The 14,062-nt window shown below is 63.5% G+C and carries 16 protein-coding genes; 8 read left to right on the top strand and 8 right to left on the bottom strand.

The window, feature by feature from the left end:
- Nucleotides 1-36 precede the first annotated feature (36 nt).
- From H9K76_RS09125 to H9K76_RS09110, 4 genes are read left to right on the top strand one after another with little or no spacing between them, the layout of a single operon-like run.
- Entirely contained in the window at nt 37-639 is a 603-nt protein-coding gene (locus H9K76_RS09125; RefSeq protein WP_246475418.1) for a biotin transporter BioY, read from the top strand.
- Nucleotides 636-2,105 (top strand): AMP-binding protein, encoded by a 1,470-nt coding sequence (locus tag H9K76_RS09120; protein ID WP_187599733.1) that lies wholly within the window; start codon nt 636-638, stop codon nt 2,103-2,105. Before H9K76_RS09125 ends, H9K76_RS09120 begins: the two co-directional genes overlap by 4 nt.
- The gene (locus H9K76_RS09115; protein ID WP_187599731.1) at nt 2,102-3,349 is read left to right on the top strand and encodes a thiolase family protein; all 1,248 of its coding nucleotides are present in this window, start codon (nt 2,102-2,104) and stop codon (nt 3,347-3,349) included. Before H9K76_RS09120 ends, H9K76_RS09115 begins: the two co-directional genes overlap by 4 nt.
- Nucleotides 3,346-4,032, top strand: coding sequence for a nitroreductase (locus H9K76_RS09110; RefSeq protein ID WP_187599729.1), 687 nt, complete (start codon nt 3,346-3,348; stop codon nt 4,030-4,032). The genes H9K76_RS09115 and H9K76_RS09110 overlap by 4 nt, the downstream gene beginning before the upstream one ends.
- 59 nt (nt 4,033-4,091) lie before the next feature.
- Here H9K76_RS09110 and H9K76_RS09105 read toward each other — a convergent pair whose 3' ends face one another.
- From H9K76_RS09105 to H9K76_RS09085, 5 genes are all read right to left on the bottom strand, one after another.
- Entirely contained in the window at nt 4,092-4,790 is a 699-nt protein-coding gene (locus H9K76_RS09105) for a response regulator transcription factor (RefSeq protein WP_187599727.1), read from the bottom strand.
- A 243-nt stretch (nt 4,791-5,033) separates the two neighbouring features.
- Complete coding sequence (locus H9K76_RS09100; protein ID WP_187599726.1) at nt 5,034-5,837, bottom strand: MetQ/NlpA family ABC transporter substrate-binding protein; 804 nt, start codon at nt 5,835-5,837, stop codon at nt 5,034-5,036.
- A 131-nt stretch (nt 5,838-5,968) separates the two neighbouring features.
- Complete coding sequence (locus tag H9K76_RS09095) at nt 5,969-7,069, bottom strand: DUF6817 domain-containing protein (protein WP_187599724.1); 1,101 nt, start codon at nt 7,067-7,069, stop codon at nt 5,969-5,971.
- A gap of 260 nt (nt 7,070-7,329) precedes the next feature.
- Entirely contained in the window at nt 7,330-7,995 is a 666-nt protein-coding gene (locus tag H9K76_RS09090) for a methionine ABC transporter permease (protein WP_187599722.1), read from the bottom strand.
- A gap of 4 nt (nt 7,996-7,999) precedes the next feature.
- A complete protein-coding gene (locus tag H9K76_RS09085; protein ID WP_187599720.1) occupies nt 8,000-9,049 on the bottom strand; it encodes a methionine ABC transporter ATP-binding protein in 1,050 nt (349 codons plus the stop codon).
- Between the two features lie 333 nt (nt 9,050-9,382).
- Here H9K76_RS09085 and H9K76_RS09080 point away from each other — a divergent pair, with 333 nt between their 5' ends.
- Nucleotides 9,383-10,657: an MFS transporter gene (locus tag H9K76_RS09080; protein WP_484482093.1), complete on the top strand. Its 1,275-nt coding sequence runs from the start codon at nt 9,383-9,385 to the stop codon at nt 10,655-10,657.
- A gap of 26 nt (nt 10,658-10,683) precedes the next feature.
- Here H9K76_RS09080 and H9K76_RS09075 read toward each other — a convergent pair whose 3' ends face one another.
- From H9K76_RS09075 to H9K76_RS09065, 3 genes are all read right to left on the bottom strand, one after another.
- Nucleotides 10,684-10,896, bottom strand: coding sequence for a hypothetical protein (locus tag H9K76_RS09075; RefSeq protein ID WP_187599718.1), 213 nt, complete (start codon nt 10,894-10,896; stop codon nt 10,684-10,686).
- A gap of 64 nt (nt 10,897-10,960) precedes the next feature.
- Nucleotides 10,961-11,266 carry a hypothetical protein gene (locus tag H9K76_RS09070; protein ID WP_246475416.1) on the bottom strand — a complete coding sequence of 102 codons (306 nt, stop codon included), beginning with the start codon at nt 11,264-11,266 and terminating at the stop codon, nt 10,961-10,963.
- A 539-nt stretch (nt 11,267-11,805) separates the two neighbouring features.
- The gene (locus tag H9K76_RS09065) at nt 11,806-12,144 is read right to left on the bottom strand and encodes an FHA domain-containing protein (protein ID WP_187599716.1); all 339 of its coding nucleotides are present in this window, start codon (nt 12,142-12,144) and stop codon (nt 11,806-11,808) included.
- Nucleotides 12,145-12,374: 230 nt separating this feature from the next.
- Here H9K76_RS09065 and H9K76_RS09060 point away from each other — a divergent pair, with 230 nt between their 5' ends.
- The 3 genes from H9K76_RS09060 (at nt 12,375) to H9K76_RS09050 (ending at nt 14,054) form a co-directional block, all read left to right on the top strand.
- Nucleotides 12,375-12,707, top strand: a complete 333-nt coding sequence (locus tag H9K76_RS09060) for a hypothetical protein (RefSeq protein WP_187599714.1) — start codon at nt 12,375-12,377, stop codon at nt 12,705-12,707.
- Between the two features lie 129 nt (nt 12,708-12,836).
- Nucleotides 12,837-13,328: a low molecular weight protein-tyrosine-phosphatase gene (locus H9K76_RS09055; RefSeq protein WP_246475414.1), complete on the top strand. Its 492-nt coding sequence runs from the start codon at nt 12,837-12,839 to the stop codon at nt 13,326-13,328.
- Between the two features lie 27 nt (nt 13,329-13,355).
- On the top strand, nt 13,356-14,054 hold the full coding sequence (locus tag H9K76_RS09050) for a response regulator (protein ID WP_187599712.1): 699 nt from the start codon (nt 13,356-13,358) through the stop codon (nt 14,052-14,054).
- The last annotated feature ends 8 nt before the right edge of the window (nt 14,055-14,062 follow it).

Raw genomic sequence — 14,062 nt, 5'->3', positions numbered from 1 at the left:
CCCATCCCTCGCACACACTCCAAGGAGCCCGTCCTCATGAACCCACCCACAACGCCCTCCGTGCACCGCCAGGGTGCCTCCTCCATGGCGCAGGTCGCCCTCTTCGCCGCCCTCATGGCCGTGCTGGGCCTGATCCCGAAGATCGACCTGCCGATGGGCGTGCCGATCACCGCACAGTCATTGGGCGTGATGCTGGCCGGCGTGCTCCTCGGGCCGCGCCGCGGGCTGCAGGCCATGCTGCTGTTCCTCGCCGCCGTGGCCGCCGGGCTGCCCCTGCTCTCGGGCGGGCGTGGCGGCATCGGCGTGTTCATGGCGCCCTCCGCGGGTTATCTGCTCGGCTACCCGGTGGCTGCGTTCATCACGGGCCTCCTGATGCGCCGCCTCCCCACCCAGAGCCCGCGCACCGTTGCGCTCAGCGCATTCGCGGCGTCCGTGGTCGGCGGCCTGCTCGCGCTGCATGCCATGGGCGTGACGGGACTGATGCTGCTGGCGAAGCTGAGCCTGCCACAGGCAACGCTCGCCACGCTGGCCTTCGTTCCCGGTGACTTCATCAAGTGCCTGATGTGCGCCGTCATCGCGCACTCCGTGGCACGCGGCATGCCGGATTGGGCATTCGGCGGCAAGCCGGCCACGCCATGATGCCTCCAGCCTCCTGGCCCTATATCCACAGCCCCCTGGAGCACTGGGCCAGCCACACTCCGCACGCGATTGCACTCCAGAACGAAAGCACCGCCCTCACCTATGCGGACCTGCACGAGCAGGTCATCCGGCGCAGCGCACGGATCGCGGCAAGCCGGTCGCCCCGGATGCTGCTCCAGAGCGGGGATGCCAGCCTGGAGACGGTCGTCGAATTCCTGTCCGTCGTCCATAGCGGCCGCTGCGCAGCCATCGCCGACCCCGAGTGGCCCGCAGCCGTGCGGACAAGAGCCGCGCAGTGGATGCCCACCGAGCCCTGCGACCTGCGGCAGCCGCAGAGCGAGGCAAGCCCGTTCTATACCGGCTTCACATCCGGCAGCACGGGTCTGCCCAAGGGATTCATGCGGCACCACCGATCCTGGACCGAGAGCTTCAGGGTCAGCCTGCAGGACTTCGGCGAGGCAGCGACCCATCGCACGCTCTCGCCCGGCCGCATGTCCCATTCCCTGTTTCTCTTCGGCGTGATACAGGCGCTGTGGTTTGGCGCTGGTGCGGTCGTGCAGGAACGGTTTTCGGCACTGCGCTGCCTGCATACGCTGCGCGAGGAGGATGTGCCATGCCTCGTCGCCGTGCCGAGCCAGTTGCTCCTGATGCTGCAATGGGCCCGGCAACGCGCCCTGCCGCCAATTGGGGGCGTGCGGTTCATCATGATCAGCGGGGCGCGCTGGATGCGCTCGCACACTCCTGCGCTCAAGGCGCTGTTTCCCAAGGCGCGCATCGTGGAGTTCTACGGCGCCTCCGAGGCCAGCTTCATCGCCTGGATGGATGCCGATGAGAATGCGCCCGCCCAGGCCGTGGGCCGCCCCTTCAGCAATGTCGAGCTGTCGATCAGGCCTCAAGGCGCAGGTACAGACTCCACGACGGGCGACATGACAGGAGACGGCAGCGACGGCCTGATCTTCATGCGCAGCCCCATGCTCTTCATCGACTATGTCGGCGAGGACATCGACCGTACCGGTGTGATCCGCGACGGCGACTGGCTCTCGGTGCGGGACATGGGCCATGTCGATGCCTCGGGACTCCTGCATCTGGCCGGCCGCCAGAGCCGCATGATCGTCACGCGCGGCAAGAACCTGTTTCCCGAAGAGCTTGAAAGCCTGCTGATGGAGCACCCCGCCATCGCACGCGCTTCGGTGCTCGGCATCCCCGATGAGCTTCGCGGCATGCAGCTGCATGCCGTGCTTGAGTGGCGCGAGGACGCCACCCCATCGCCCGCAAGCGGAGCCTTGACGCAATGGCTGCGCGAGCGCATCGAAGGCTTCAAGTTGCCCAGGCACTGGTGGCACACCACCGCCCCCTGGCCACAGACCACGAGCGGCAAGACCGATCACCCGCGCATTGCCCGTGCGGTACGCGCGGCGACGACGGGCGCCGATGACACCGAAAGCATCATCGAGCGGATCGCATGAACACGCCCATCACCATTCCTTCCCACTGCGTGCCCATCCCCGGCTGGGCACGCAGTGCGGTCGCGGCAAAGGACGGAGCGTTCCATGCGTTGCAGCCGCACGAGATCGCCGCACCCGTGCTGCGCTCGCTGCTTGAGCGCACAGGCACTGACGCCGCATGGGTGGATGCGGTCATCCTGGGCAATGCGCTGGGCGCGGGCGGAAACCCCGCCCGCATGACCGCCCTCGCGGCCGGACTGCCGCAGGACTGCGCCGCGTTGACCGTGGATACGCAATGCTGCAGCGGCCTCGACGCGGTCACACTGGCCGCAGCCATGATCGCGTCGGGCCAGGCCGACATCGTGATCGCGGGCGGCGTGGAGGCCTGGAGCCGGGCGCCTATCCGCATGACGCGGCCGCGGCACCCGGACGAAGCGCCACAGGTGTTCGAACGCCCCGCCTTTGCACCCGACCCCGCGCAGGATCCCGATCTCCTTGCCGCCGCAGGCGCGCATGCGAGCGCGCTTGGCATCACGCGCGCCGAACTGGATGCCTACGCACTCATGAGCCACGAGCGCGCGCTGCAGGCCCGTGAAGGCGGGCAGCAGCCCGGCGAAGCCGCCGAGATTGTCACGATCGCCGGCATTGCCGGTGACACCTATCCCCGCCGCATCGCGCCCGAGCGTGCGGCGCGCATGCCCGTGGTGGCATGCGCGGGTGGCGACAACCCAGGCTCGGGCGGTCCGGGCATGAGCGCACTCACCATTTCCGCCAAGGCGGACGGCGCAGCACTGGTGATGCTGGCCTCGCGCGAAGCATGCGAGCGCCACGGCCTGCAGACCCGCGCGCACTGGATTGCAGGCACGAGCGTGGGCTCCACGCCCTCCATGCCCCTGACCGCCGCCGACAAGGCGGCCCGCAAGGCGCTGGAACTGGCGGGCCGTCGCCTCCTGCTGGCCGAGCCACTGGCAGCGGACGACATGCAGGCCGTCGAACTGCACGACGCCTTCGCCGTGCAGGGCATCAGCTTTTGCAGATCGCTGGGCCTCGCGCAGCAGCAGATCAACGCCGGAGGTGGCGGCCTCGCGCGCGGGCATCCGATTGGCGCATCAGGCGCCATCGCGTTGGTCCGGCTGCTGACGGAGCTTGCGCAGACCCGCCCCTCCAGGCGTCAAGCCGCCCTCGGGCTGGCTGCGATCGCCGGAGCCGGAGGCATCGGCGCCGCATGCGTGGTGGCCTGCCAGCAGGCACAGGAATCCCCATGACCGACGAATACAGCACACACACCACCCTGGGTTTTCTGCACAGCCGCCGCTCCATTCGCGGATATCTGCCGCGCGACGTTCCCGATGCCCTGCTCCATCCGCTGCTTCAGGCGGCGCGCGCGGCACCGAGCGGGGCGAACCTGCAACCCGGCCGGTTCATCCATGTCGCGGGCACTCGCCGTGAACGGCTGAGTGCGGCGTTGCTGGACGATGTCCGAGGCGGCGCGCCGCAGCAGGAAGACTACGGCTACTTCCCCACCCCCATGCCCATGCACCTGCGCAAGCGCCAGGTGGCCGCGGCGCAGGCACTGTACGGTGCACTGGGTGTCGATCGCGGCGACACCGATGGACGGGCACGCCAGTTCGAGAACAACTACCGATTCTTCGATGCCCCGGTCGCTTTGGTCGTCACCATCGACGCACACTTCGGAGCAGGTGGCTACATGGATCTGGGAATGAGCCTTCACGGGCTGCAATTGGCGGCATCCGCGATGGGCCTGGGCAGTTGCGCGATTGGTGCGCTGGCCTCCTACCCCGGCACCGTGCGCCGCGTGCTGGAACTGCCGGACACACAGCATGTCGTCTGCGGCATCGCGCTGGGTTGGCCCGATCCTGCCGCTCCGATCAATCGCACGACCACGTACCGCGCGCCCCTGCATGAATACTTCCGGCGGATTTCCTGACTACGGCGTCTACCGGCAGGAGTCAGCCCCGGGATCTCCCCTATGTGGTGTTGAAGGCCTCAGGGCACGAAGACCAGCCCCTTGCCGAACACGGCGCGCACCGGGAGCATCAGCTGCGTACCGGCAAGCGTCTTGCGGCGCAGGCGCATCAGCGACGATTCGATGCGATGGAAGCCGTCCTCCGCCTCCGCATGGCCCATCGCCTTCACCAGGTTGCTCTTGGACACCATGCCGCCGTTGGCCGCCATCAGGCATTCCAGCAGCTCGCATTCGCGGCTGGTGAGGCGGATGGTCCGCTGGTTGGGCGCAATCAGGCGCGGCACGCTCAGGTCGAGACGCCAGGAATTCTGCTGCTCGGCGTTCGACACGCGCATTTCGAGTTGCCGCAATTGGGCACGGATACCCGCGCCCAGCTCGGCCAGTGAAAGCGGCTTCACAAAATACTGCAATGCACCCGCATCCAGGCTTGCCACGCGGGCTCCCGAATTCGCACTGTGCGAAAGCACGATGACGGGAATGCGCTGGGCCACCAGACGCCGGATGAGCGCCAGCCCCGTCTCCACGCCCAGGTCCAGATCGACGATGACCAGATCGGCCTTCTCCTTCAGAAGCCCGATATAGAAGTCTTCTACCGATCCTGCACCCCAGGTCGTATACCCCGACTCCTCCAGGAACCGGCATACATGCAGGCGATGCGTCTCGTCGCCGTCGACGACGGCAACCATGAACTTGACCGATGATGTGAGAATTTGTTGCATAGTGAAACTACAAGTTTTGGAAAATTTTCTCCATCAGCCTGTCACTGCGCCATGCACAAAAACACTTAGGCACTCACAATATGTATATCATTGCTACAGTGAATTGCAAACAATTGTCAAACAAATATTGTCAAACGATCACAACTGATGTAGCCGTTTGATTTTTTACCTAGTCCACAAAATAGGTCAATAAAGGTAGCACGCAAGCGTTGTCCAGCCCCGGCTACCGCCTCATTCACTCGCTCAAAAAGCCGGAAGAACCGAGCCCTTGAACTGGCTGTCGATGAATTTCTTGACCTCTTCGGAGTGATAGGCCTCGATCAGTTTGCCCACCCACGGCCTGCCCTTGTCAGCCTCGCGCACGACAAGAATATTTACATATGGGTTCTGTGCAGACTCCATTGCAATCGAGTCCGTCTTGGGATTGAGGCCCGCCGAGATCGCAAAATTGGTGTTGATCGCGGACGCATCGACATCATCTAGCGAGCGCGGCAACTGGGCCGCATCCAGTTCCACAAAACGCAGCTTCTTGGGATTGGAGGTCACGTCCAGCGGCGTCGCCTTCAGGCCCGCGCCGTCCTTGAGCTTGATGAGGCCCAGCGACTGCAGCAACAGCAACACCCGGCCACCATTGGTCGGATCATTGGGGATGCCGAGGCGTGCGCCCTGCGGCAGCTCATCGAGCTTCTTGATCTTCTTGGAATAGATGCCGATCGGGAAATTCACGGTGTCCGCCACCCAGCTGATCTTGTAGCCGCGATCCTTCACCTGCGCATCCAGGTAGGGGCGATGCTGGTAGCTGTTGGCGTCCAGGTCGCCGGCGGCCAGCGCCGCGTTGGGCTGCACGTAGTCTCCGAACTCGACGATCTGGATTGCCAAGCCCCGCTTCTCGGCAACCTTCTTGACCTGTTCCATGATCTGCGCATGCGGACCGCCCGTCACACCGATCTTGATGGAGCTCTTGTCCTGCGCAAACGCGGGGACCGACAGCGCGGCTGCCACGGTCAAGGCCAGGGAGGATTGGAGCAATGTGCGCTTGTTGAACACGATGTGTGGCTTTCTGTAAATAGGAAAACCGCTGATCGTAAATCAACATCCATGCAGCCTGAAAGATTAGTTTCCCATTTGCATACAACGCCAGCGCATGTCTCGCACAGGCCTCATACGAGGCCCGCGTGTCAGCCGCGCAGCGCCAGATTGTTGAGCTTGTCGAGCCGCTCGGGCCATGTGCCGTCCGTGGCCGATTGCAGCAGGATGCGGGTCCAGGCGATCCAGGCATCCCACTGCACGCGCTTGTCCCACGCATTGCCCCAGGCGCTGAAGCACTGCAGTGCGCTTCGGGCCGCAAGCACAGCATCGTCCTGGCGACCCGCGGAGAGATACACCTGGGCCAGCACCATCTGCGGCTCGCCCACCCAGGGATTGAGGCGCACGGCCTGCTCCAGCACATGGGTCGCCACGTCCAGATCGACCAGGGGCTGGTCGAGTTGGATCACCGACCAGTACAGCGACGAGGCGGCGGCATCGTCCTCCTTGCTCACGCTGACGGTGCAGCGGTTGAACACCGGCGGCATCGGCAGCAGCCCCGCAAGGCCCGGGTGCTGGAGCGCCAGCCCCAGTTGCGACAGTTGCGAGATCTTGCGGCTCGGCGGGCGCATGGGGCCCGGCCAGAGCGATGCCGCCCAATGCACCGCCTGCTTGCGCGAGGTATCGACATTCGGTGAACGTGAATAGATCTCCTCCTGCCAGCTGAACCACTGCTCGATGGTGTCGGCCATGCTCACGATGATGAACGCCGCCACCTCGCGCGGCGTGAGCTGCACGGTCTCGCGCGGCGCCGGGCCATTGAGCTCGAGCTCCATCCCGCCGTCCTCATCGAAGTCTCGCTCCAGTACCTTGTTGATGAACTGGCTGCGGCTCATGGTGCAGAACAGGTGGACCAGATGCTCGGCCTCCTCGCCCACCAGCCCCTGCAGCCGCGCGCGCTCGGTCCGGGCGTCGAACTTCACCAGGTCGACGAACGCATTGCCGTACACGCTGTGCAGCAACCCCAGCAATTGCACGTCGTGCGGCTGCTGCCACAGAGCAAGCGAGCGCGCGACCCCGTAGAGATGATGGCGGAACGTGCCGGCCTTGTGCCAGTCCTGCCCGACGCCGCGCTCGAGCACCACCGGAAGAACAGGGGCCAATTCAGGGTCGCGGGTGATCCAGCCCTCATCGAGCAATTGCTGTGCGCGGGAAAACAGAGTGGTGTCGAGGCTGTGCCATGGCAGGGTCATCGGATCGTCTCGGTGAATGGGTGGGGATGAAGGATGGCGGAGTGCACGGGGAATGGCTCCATACCCTCCACTATGCCTGCCCGATCCCGCATCCGCTCCCGGAAAAATCCCGCACTTCATCCCACACTCTTATCCCGCACTTTCGCAGTCCAGCAAAAAAGGGAGCCTGCTTTCGCCCGGCTCCCTTTTCCTTTTTTCCCTGTCTCTTTTTTCATGGGTGCGAGGTGACGCGACCAGCGTCACGCGCACCTTGCCCGCCTTTACTTGTGGCTCAGGCGTCGCACCGCCCAATCACCCAGCGACTGGATCGCCTGCACGAAGAAAATCAGCACGATCACCACAGCCAGCATGATGTCGGGCAGGAAACGCTGGTAGCCGTAGCGGATACCCAGGTCGCCCAGGCCGCCGCCGCCGATGGCCCCGGCCATGGCGGAGTAGCCCGTCAGGCTCACGAAGCTGATGGTAAGACCGGCCACGATGCCGGGCAGCGCCTCAGGCAGCAGCACCTTCCAGACGATCTGGCTGGTGGTAGCGCCCATGGATTGCGCGGCCTCGATCAGGCCGTTGTCGACCTCGCGCAACGCTGTCTCGACGAGGCGCGCAACAAATGGCGCCGCCGCCAGCGTCAGCGGAACGACGGCGGCCCAGGTGCCGATCGACGAACCGGTGATCAGGCGCGTCAGCGGAATGATGGCCACCAGCAGAATGATGAATGGCGTGGAACGCACGGCATTCACGATCCAGCCGACGATGCGATTGAGCGGGCCGTTCTCCAGCACGCCGCCCTTGTCGGTCAGGCGCAGGAACACTCCCAGCGGAATGCCGATGAGGCCACCCACCACACCCGACACGCCCACCATGATGATGGTTTCCCAGAGCGACTGCGCGAACAGCTCCAGCATCATTTCGGAAAAATTCTCGAACATCTCTTCAGCCCTCCAACTCGACTTCCTGAACCTGCACGCCCTGCTCGCGCAGCTCGGCCACGGCGGCGTTCAGCCGCCCCGCATCACCGCTGGCAAACACCGCAAGCGACCCGAAGGTCTGGTTCTGGATTTCATCGACCTGCCCGTGCAGGATGGAAAGATCGAGCTGATAGTCGCGAATCAGGCGCGAGAGAATCGGCTGGTAGGCCTGGTCGCCCGCATAGGACAGACGCAGCAGGCGGCCCGTCACCCCCTGGCCACGCGCCATGTCGGAGAGCTTGCGCACGCGATCAAGCACACCGGCGGGCAATTCCTGCGGCACGATCTCATCGATCAGGCTCTTGGTGATGCCCTGCTCCGGACGGGTGAACACGTCGATCACGCGCCCCATCTCGACGATGCGGCCGGCCTCGATCACGGCGACGCGGTCGGCGATCTGCTTGACCACCTGCATCTGGTGGGTGATGAGCACCACGGTCACGCCAAGCTCGTTGTTCACCTTGCGCAGCAGGTCGAGAATCGAACGTGTCGTTTCGGGATCGAGCGCCGAGGTGGCTTCGTCGGACAACAGCACCTTGGGGTTGCTGGCCAGGGCGCGCGCAATGCCCACGCGCTGCTTCTGCCCGCCCGAGATCTGCGACGGATAGCGATCGGCCAGATGATCCAGGCCGACCAGCTCCAGCAGCGGGTCGATGCGCTTCTTGATCGCGTCCTTGGTCATTCCCGCCAGCTCCAGCGGCAGCGCGGCATTGTCGAACACCGTGCGCGACGACAGCAGGTTGAAGTGCTGGAACACCATGCCGATCTCGCGACGGGCCTGTCGCAGCTCGGCATCGCCCAACTTGGTGAGATCACGGCCTGCCACGATCACCTCGCCCGCTGTCGGGCGATTGAGCAGATTGATAACGCGCACCAGCGAGCTCTTGCCTGCGCCCGAGCGGCCGATGATGCCGAAAACTTCGCCTGCGCCGATTTTCAGGTCAATGCCGCGCAAGGCTTCAACAGGGCCCTTGGGGCCTTGGTAGATCTGGGTAATACCCCGTAGGTCGATCATGAAATGCAAAAAACACGCAGCTACAAGCTTGGTGGACCAATCCACCAACCCGGCAGCTGCGCGCTTTCAGGAAAAAATTGATGTCTTGAAATGTAATCGTTCGTCATGAACGTCACAACGAACAAAACGTTAAGTAATAAGACCCGTTGGTTATAAGACGCCAACAATCCAGCCGGTGGAACATGCGCCAGGACAATGCGTGGACAGCAAAGTTTGCCATCCGTCGCTATCATCGGGTTTCCCCTCATTTTAAAGCGATCACAAAGGCCGCCTCGCCCGCGCCAGTATGCAGGCCACCGCATGCCTGTCGGGTCGATCGCCTCGCAACCTTCCGTGCAACAGCAACACACGCAACGCCGCTGGCCCCCTGTACCGTGGATCGGATACTCGATGTGCGTGGGCGTCATGGGCACCGCATTGGCCAGTCCGCTCTACCCCATCTACCAAAGCACCTGGAACCTGCGCCCGAGCGACATCACGCAGATCTTCGTGCTGTACATGTGCGGCGTGATCGCCAGTCTGCTGTTCCTGGGCCGGCTCACGCAGCGCCATGGCTTTCTGCCGATCCTGCGCGCCGGGCTCGTCGTGATGACCTCGGGCGTGGCTCTCTCCGCGATAGCCTGGAACGTACCAGTGTTCATGGTGGCGCGCCTGCTGATCGGCCTGGCATCCGGGATGATCACCACGTCGGCCTCGGTCGGCATGGTGCAGTCCAGCCCGGGCAGCGATCCGCGCCGCATTGCCGCGCTCACCACGATGGCCATGACGCTGGGTTTCGGCCTCGGCCCGCTGCTCGGCGGGGTGATGGCGCAATGGGTGCCGCATCCCCTCTTCACCGCCTACATTCCCACCACGCTGATGGGCGTGCTCGCGATCGTCGCGCTGTTCCGTCTGCCCTGCGAGCCCGTGGCCAGGCCACTCGACGAGCACGATCCCCGTGCCACGAAGGACAACACGCGGCCGCTTGCAGGCCTCCTGCCCAGGCTGACCTTTCCGCCCGCGCGCGGCCGCCGGCAATTCTGGCTGGCCAGCATGGGGGCCTTCTGCGCCTTCGGCATGTTCAGCCTGTATTCCTCACTGGCCCCCAGCTTCATGAAGGAACTGGTTCCGTGGAGCGGACCCGCGGTCAGCGGCCTGTCGATCGCGATGATCCTTTTCCTCTCTTCCGCGTTCCAGTTCATGGTGCGCAACCAGAAGACCAAGGTCGTCGTGCTGGTCGCGGGGGTGGCCTTGGCACTGTGCAACCTGCTGCTGATGCTCACCGTCGTCTCGGGGCAAGCCTGGCTGTTCATCATGGCCGTCGCCGTCACTGCAGTCGGCCACGGCCTGGCCAACGTGGGCGGCATGGGGGTGGTGGCCAAGCTCACGCAGCCTGCCGAGCGCGCCGGTCTGCTCAGTTCCTATCTCATGATCGGATACATGGGAACCATCCTGCCGATCATGGGTGTGGGCTGGCTGGCCGACCACGTGGGACTCAATCGCGCACTCATCGCCTTCTGCTCGGTCATGGCGCTCATGAACATCGTGATCTGCGTGCTTGTCTGGAAGACGCGCGAGCTTCTGCCCGTCACGCACGCGCAGGAGCCAGCAGCGGTGGAAGCGGCTTGAGCCTGGCAGCAGCCCCAAAGTCCATACTACGCGCTGGCCGAGGCGCGAAACAGGACGGCCCCGATATCGCCCAGCATGGCAATATCGTCTTTCGTCAACCAGCGGTGCTCCCGCGTGATCCATTGACCAAGGAGCTCCACTGCCTGCTCGAACTCCCTGGCACTGAGGGGTTCTTCGAATTGCCTTGCGCGTTGCGCGAATAGCTCGATGGCCGGTTGAATGTTGATTTCCTCTGACATGTGCCTAGTTTCCCGCATTGTCACAAGTTGTGACAGTCAACAACTGTCACGACGCATGCTGGCTTCACAGCGCTCTTGAGGGACGCTCTGTCAGGGATTGCGTGTAATCACCGATGTAACCGAAATCGGGCGCCGCCATGACCTCGAAGCGCCAGGATGTATCGAATGCGATCAGCCGAGGATCCGCGAACCAATGGGCTGCGCCATTGGCATCCACGGCCCACCAATGGGCATGGGTTGGCGCCTTGCTCCAGTCGACGCATTGATGCCCTTTGGTATTTCCCCCGGAACAGCGCTGCGCCCAGGAGAATGCAATCGCGGGAGGCGGCGCGATGAAAGTGACACCATCGAAATGCGAACGCTCGACCATACAACCTCCCGCCAATACCGATTCAGGGCAGTCAATGCGTAAAAGGTACTCTCTTGTTGTAATGATTGTTTATATTGATGCAGTTTTTTACGTATTAAATAAATATAAATACCCATTTCTTCCCCGCATCGTCCAAGTACCCGCCTTGAGCTTCTGTGAGGCCCCAAGAACCTACCGTTAAGGTCTTGAGCTGGCGTCTCCCCTCGGCAGCCACCTTCAATGCCCCCGCGTGAGCCCGACTGAGACCAGGCCGTCAGGCAACTCCTTCTCCATTGGCCCGCCACAAGACCGCCGCGCGGGAAAACGCGCAGATCCTGGCATGTACCGCGCTGAGCCTTGGCAGGAGATTTGCCATCGATGCCGGTGCCGCGGGCCTGTTTCCATACCCAGCATATCCGCCAGCTTTCGACATAAGACCCGGCAGAAATGCAAAAGCCGTCCTCCGGGGACGGCTTCGCCAGTGTTCAATGTATTCCGTGTCCGGGCAAATCTGTATCGCGAAGGGATTACCCCTTCATCCGCCCGCGACTACACCGTTATCAAAGAAAGCCGCGTGGATTTCGCGAGCCCACTCGCACATGGATATTGTGCGTGCCGATCTTGATCACATCACCACTGAAGAGCGTCTTGCGGAACACCCGTTCGCCATTGACGCGAACACCATTGGTGCTGTCACAGTCCTCCACCACGAGGACATTCGCGCGGGCGCGCAGAACCCCATGGCGGCCGCTGATCGTTCGATCATCGAGCACCACCTGGTTGTCGGGAGCACGACCGAACGTGACGAGACCTTCATCAATCCACGTCTCGCGAACAACTCCTCCGTCCAGGGGCTCGATCACCAATTCAAAAGGCTGCATCGCCTGCTTTCCGTCCATTCATTACAAGATGTTAGATTATTAAGCAAATAACTATTCAAAAACTTGAACAATAGTCATCATGAGCCGCTGTCGGACGAGCAAACAGCATTTTTTCGTGGAGGGCATCCAAGGACCTCTTCGCAAGCAGCCTCATGGGACCGGAACACGACCGCGCCCAAGCCGCTCAGCTCGTGACGACGACGTGAACTGGGGGTGGATGGCGAGGGCTCTGGGCGACAATGCGGGACATGGAAACGTCACTTGTCCAGGCGGCCAAGCTGCTTGTTGTCAACATCACCGGCCTCTCCAAGGACGCTCTTCACATCCATTTGGGCCTTGCGGCTTTTCTTGCGATGTCCTGGCTATGTCGCCGCAATCCATCGAGGCTGGCGCCCCTGGCTGCCGTCGTGGCAATCGCATGCCTGGGCGAACTGCTGGACATGAGGGACGACCTGGCCACTTTCGGGTATTGGCGCTGGCAAGCCAGTCTGCATGACGTGCTGAATACCTGCGCGTGGCCCGCCTTGCTGACCCTGTGGGCCATCGCCAGACGCAAAGGGCACGTTCCCGGCGCGACCTGACAGCCGTCGGCAACCGCCAAGCCATGCGACGCCAAGCCCATCCAAGTCACGGTATCCTAGTCACTCATACACAGAGGCAGTCAGGTGACAAATAAGGGACAAATTAGGGTACACGGTCTGGCAACCCGCATGGATAGGCCCTTTCGCGTGCTCATGGTTTGCATGGGCAACATCTGCCGGAGTCCGACGGCGCATGGCGTGCTCGACAGGCTCGTGAGCGATGCACGGCTGTCCGATCTCGTGGAGGTCGACTCCGCAGGCACGCACAGCTATCACGTCGGCGAGACGCCGGACCGGCGCTCGCAGGCGCATGCCATTCGCCGAGGCTACGATCTTTCCACTCAGCGCGCGCGCAAGCTCACGTCAGGTGACTTTGTTCATTTCGACCTGGTGCTGGTCATGGATGGCAACAATGAACTGGCAGCGCGAGCCATCTGCCCGCCCGCGCTGCAGTACAAGCTGCACAGGTTGACCGACTTCTGCAGCCGATTCCCTGATACCGAAGTGCCCGACCCCTACTACGGCGGCGAGCGCGGGTTCGAACATGTGCTGGATCTGGCGGAGGATGCCTGCGCAGGCGTGCTGCAAGCGGTGCAGAATGCTCAGCCTGCCCCTCGGTGAATCTCGGAAACCCCAGACGAGCACGTCATGCGCATCCTGCTGATCGAAGACGAAATGGAGATGGCCTCCTGGCTGATGCGCGCACTCAGGCAATCCCATATCGCCGTGGAGCATGCGCCCGATGCCAGGCTGGCCAAGGCGCTGATAGCAGGAGGAGCCTTCGATGTCGTGGTGCTCGACCTGCAGTTGCCCGACCAGCATGGCTTCGAGCTGCTGCGCGAGATCCGCGAGCAGGGACATCATCTGCCGGTGCTCATCCTCACGGCGCAGGGCTCCCTTCAGGATCGCGTCGAAGGCCTGCATCGCGGCGCTGACGACTATCTCACCAAGCCCTTCGAGATGCCAGAGCTCGAGGCCCGGCTGGTGGCGCTGCACCGGCGCAGCCAGGGCCGATCACAGGCCCACATTCAATGCGCCTCGCTGCGCTTTGACGGCAACCACCAGACCTTCTGGCTGAACCATTCCGTGCTCAGCCTCACGCCGCGCGAACATTCGGCGCTGGAAGTGCTGATCTCCCGCGTGGGCGCCCCCGTGGGCAAGTCCAAGCTGGCGGCCAAGGTGTTCCCCCAGGACAGCATGGCCGGCCCGGACGCCATCGAGCAGGTGTTGCACCGTGTACGTCGCAAGCTGCAGGGCAGCGATGTGCATATCGTCACCGTGCGCGGGTTGGGCTACATGCTGGAGCCGCTCCCCGCCTCACCGTCCCGCGAGGCCGCTACGACTTGAACAGCACC

This window comes from Diaphorobacter ruginosibacter (genome assembly GCF_014395975.1).
In the GTDB taxonomy this organism is placed as follows: domain Bacteria; phylum Pseudomonadota; class Gammaproteobacteria; order Burkholderiales; family Burkholderiaceae_C; genus Diaphorobacter_A; species Diaphorobacter_A ruginosibacter.
This window is presented reverse-complemented; position numbering and strand designations above follow the sequence as displayed.

Bases quoted from the DNA above. Each gene is read 5' to 3' on its own strand.
- H9K76_RS09125 (WP_246475418.1), top strand. From the start codon at position 37: ATGAACCCACCCACAACGCCCTCCGTGCACCGCCAGGGTGCCTCCTCC.
- H9K76_RS09120 (WP_187599733.1), top strand. From the start codon at position 636: ATGATGCCTCCAGCCTCCTGGCCCTATATCCACAGCCCCCTGGAGCAC.
- H9K76_RS09115 (WP_187599731.1), top strand. From the start codon at position 2,102: ATGAACACGCCCATCACCATTCCTTCCCACTGCGTGCCCATCCCCGGC.
- H9K76_RS09110 (WP_187599729.1), top strand. From the start codon at position 3,346: ATGACCGACGAATACAGCACACACACCACCCTGGGTTTTCTGCACAGC.
- H9K76_RS09105 (WP_187599727.1), bottom strand. From the start codon at position 4,790: ATGCAACAAATTCTCACATCATCGGTCAAGTTCATGGTTGCCGTCGTC.
- H9K76_RS09095 (WP_187599724.1), bottom strand. From the start codon at position 7,069: ATGACCCTGCCATGGCACAGCCTCGACACCACTCTGTTTTCCCGCGCA.
- H9K76_RS09090 (WP_187599722.1), bottom strand. From the start codon at position 7,995: ATGTTCGAGAATTTTTCCGAAATGATGCTGGAGCTGTTCGCGCAGTCG.
- H9K76_RS09085 (WP_187599720.1), bottom strand. From the start codon at position 9,049: ATGATCGACCTACGGGGTATTACCCAGATCTACCAAGGCCCCAAGGGC.
- H9K76_RS09075 (WP_187599718.1), bottom strand. From the start codon at position 10,896: ATGTCAGAGGAAATCAACATTCAACCGGCCATCGAGCTATTCGCGCAA.
- H9K76_RS09070 (WP_246475416.1), bottom strand. From the start codon at position 11,266: ATGGTCGAGCGTTCGCATTTCGATGGTGTCACTTTCATCGCGCCGCCT.
- H9K76_RS09065 (WP_187599716.1), bottom strand. From the start codon at position 12,144: ATGGACGGAAAGCAGGCGATGCAGCCTTTTGAATTGGTGATCGAGCCC.
- H9K76_RS09060 (WP_187599714.1), top strand. From the start codon at position 12,375: ATGGAAACGTCACTTGTCCAGGCGGCCAAGCTGCTTGTTGTCAACATC.
- H9K76_RS09055 (WP_246475414.1), top strand. From the start codon at position 12,837: ATGGATAGGCCCTTTCGCGTGCTCATGGTTTGCATGGGCAACATCTGC.
- H9K76_RS09050 (WP_187599712.1), top strand. From the start codon at position 13,356: ATGCGCATCCTGCTGATCGAAGACGAAATGGAGATGGCCTCCTGGCTG.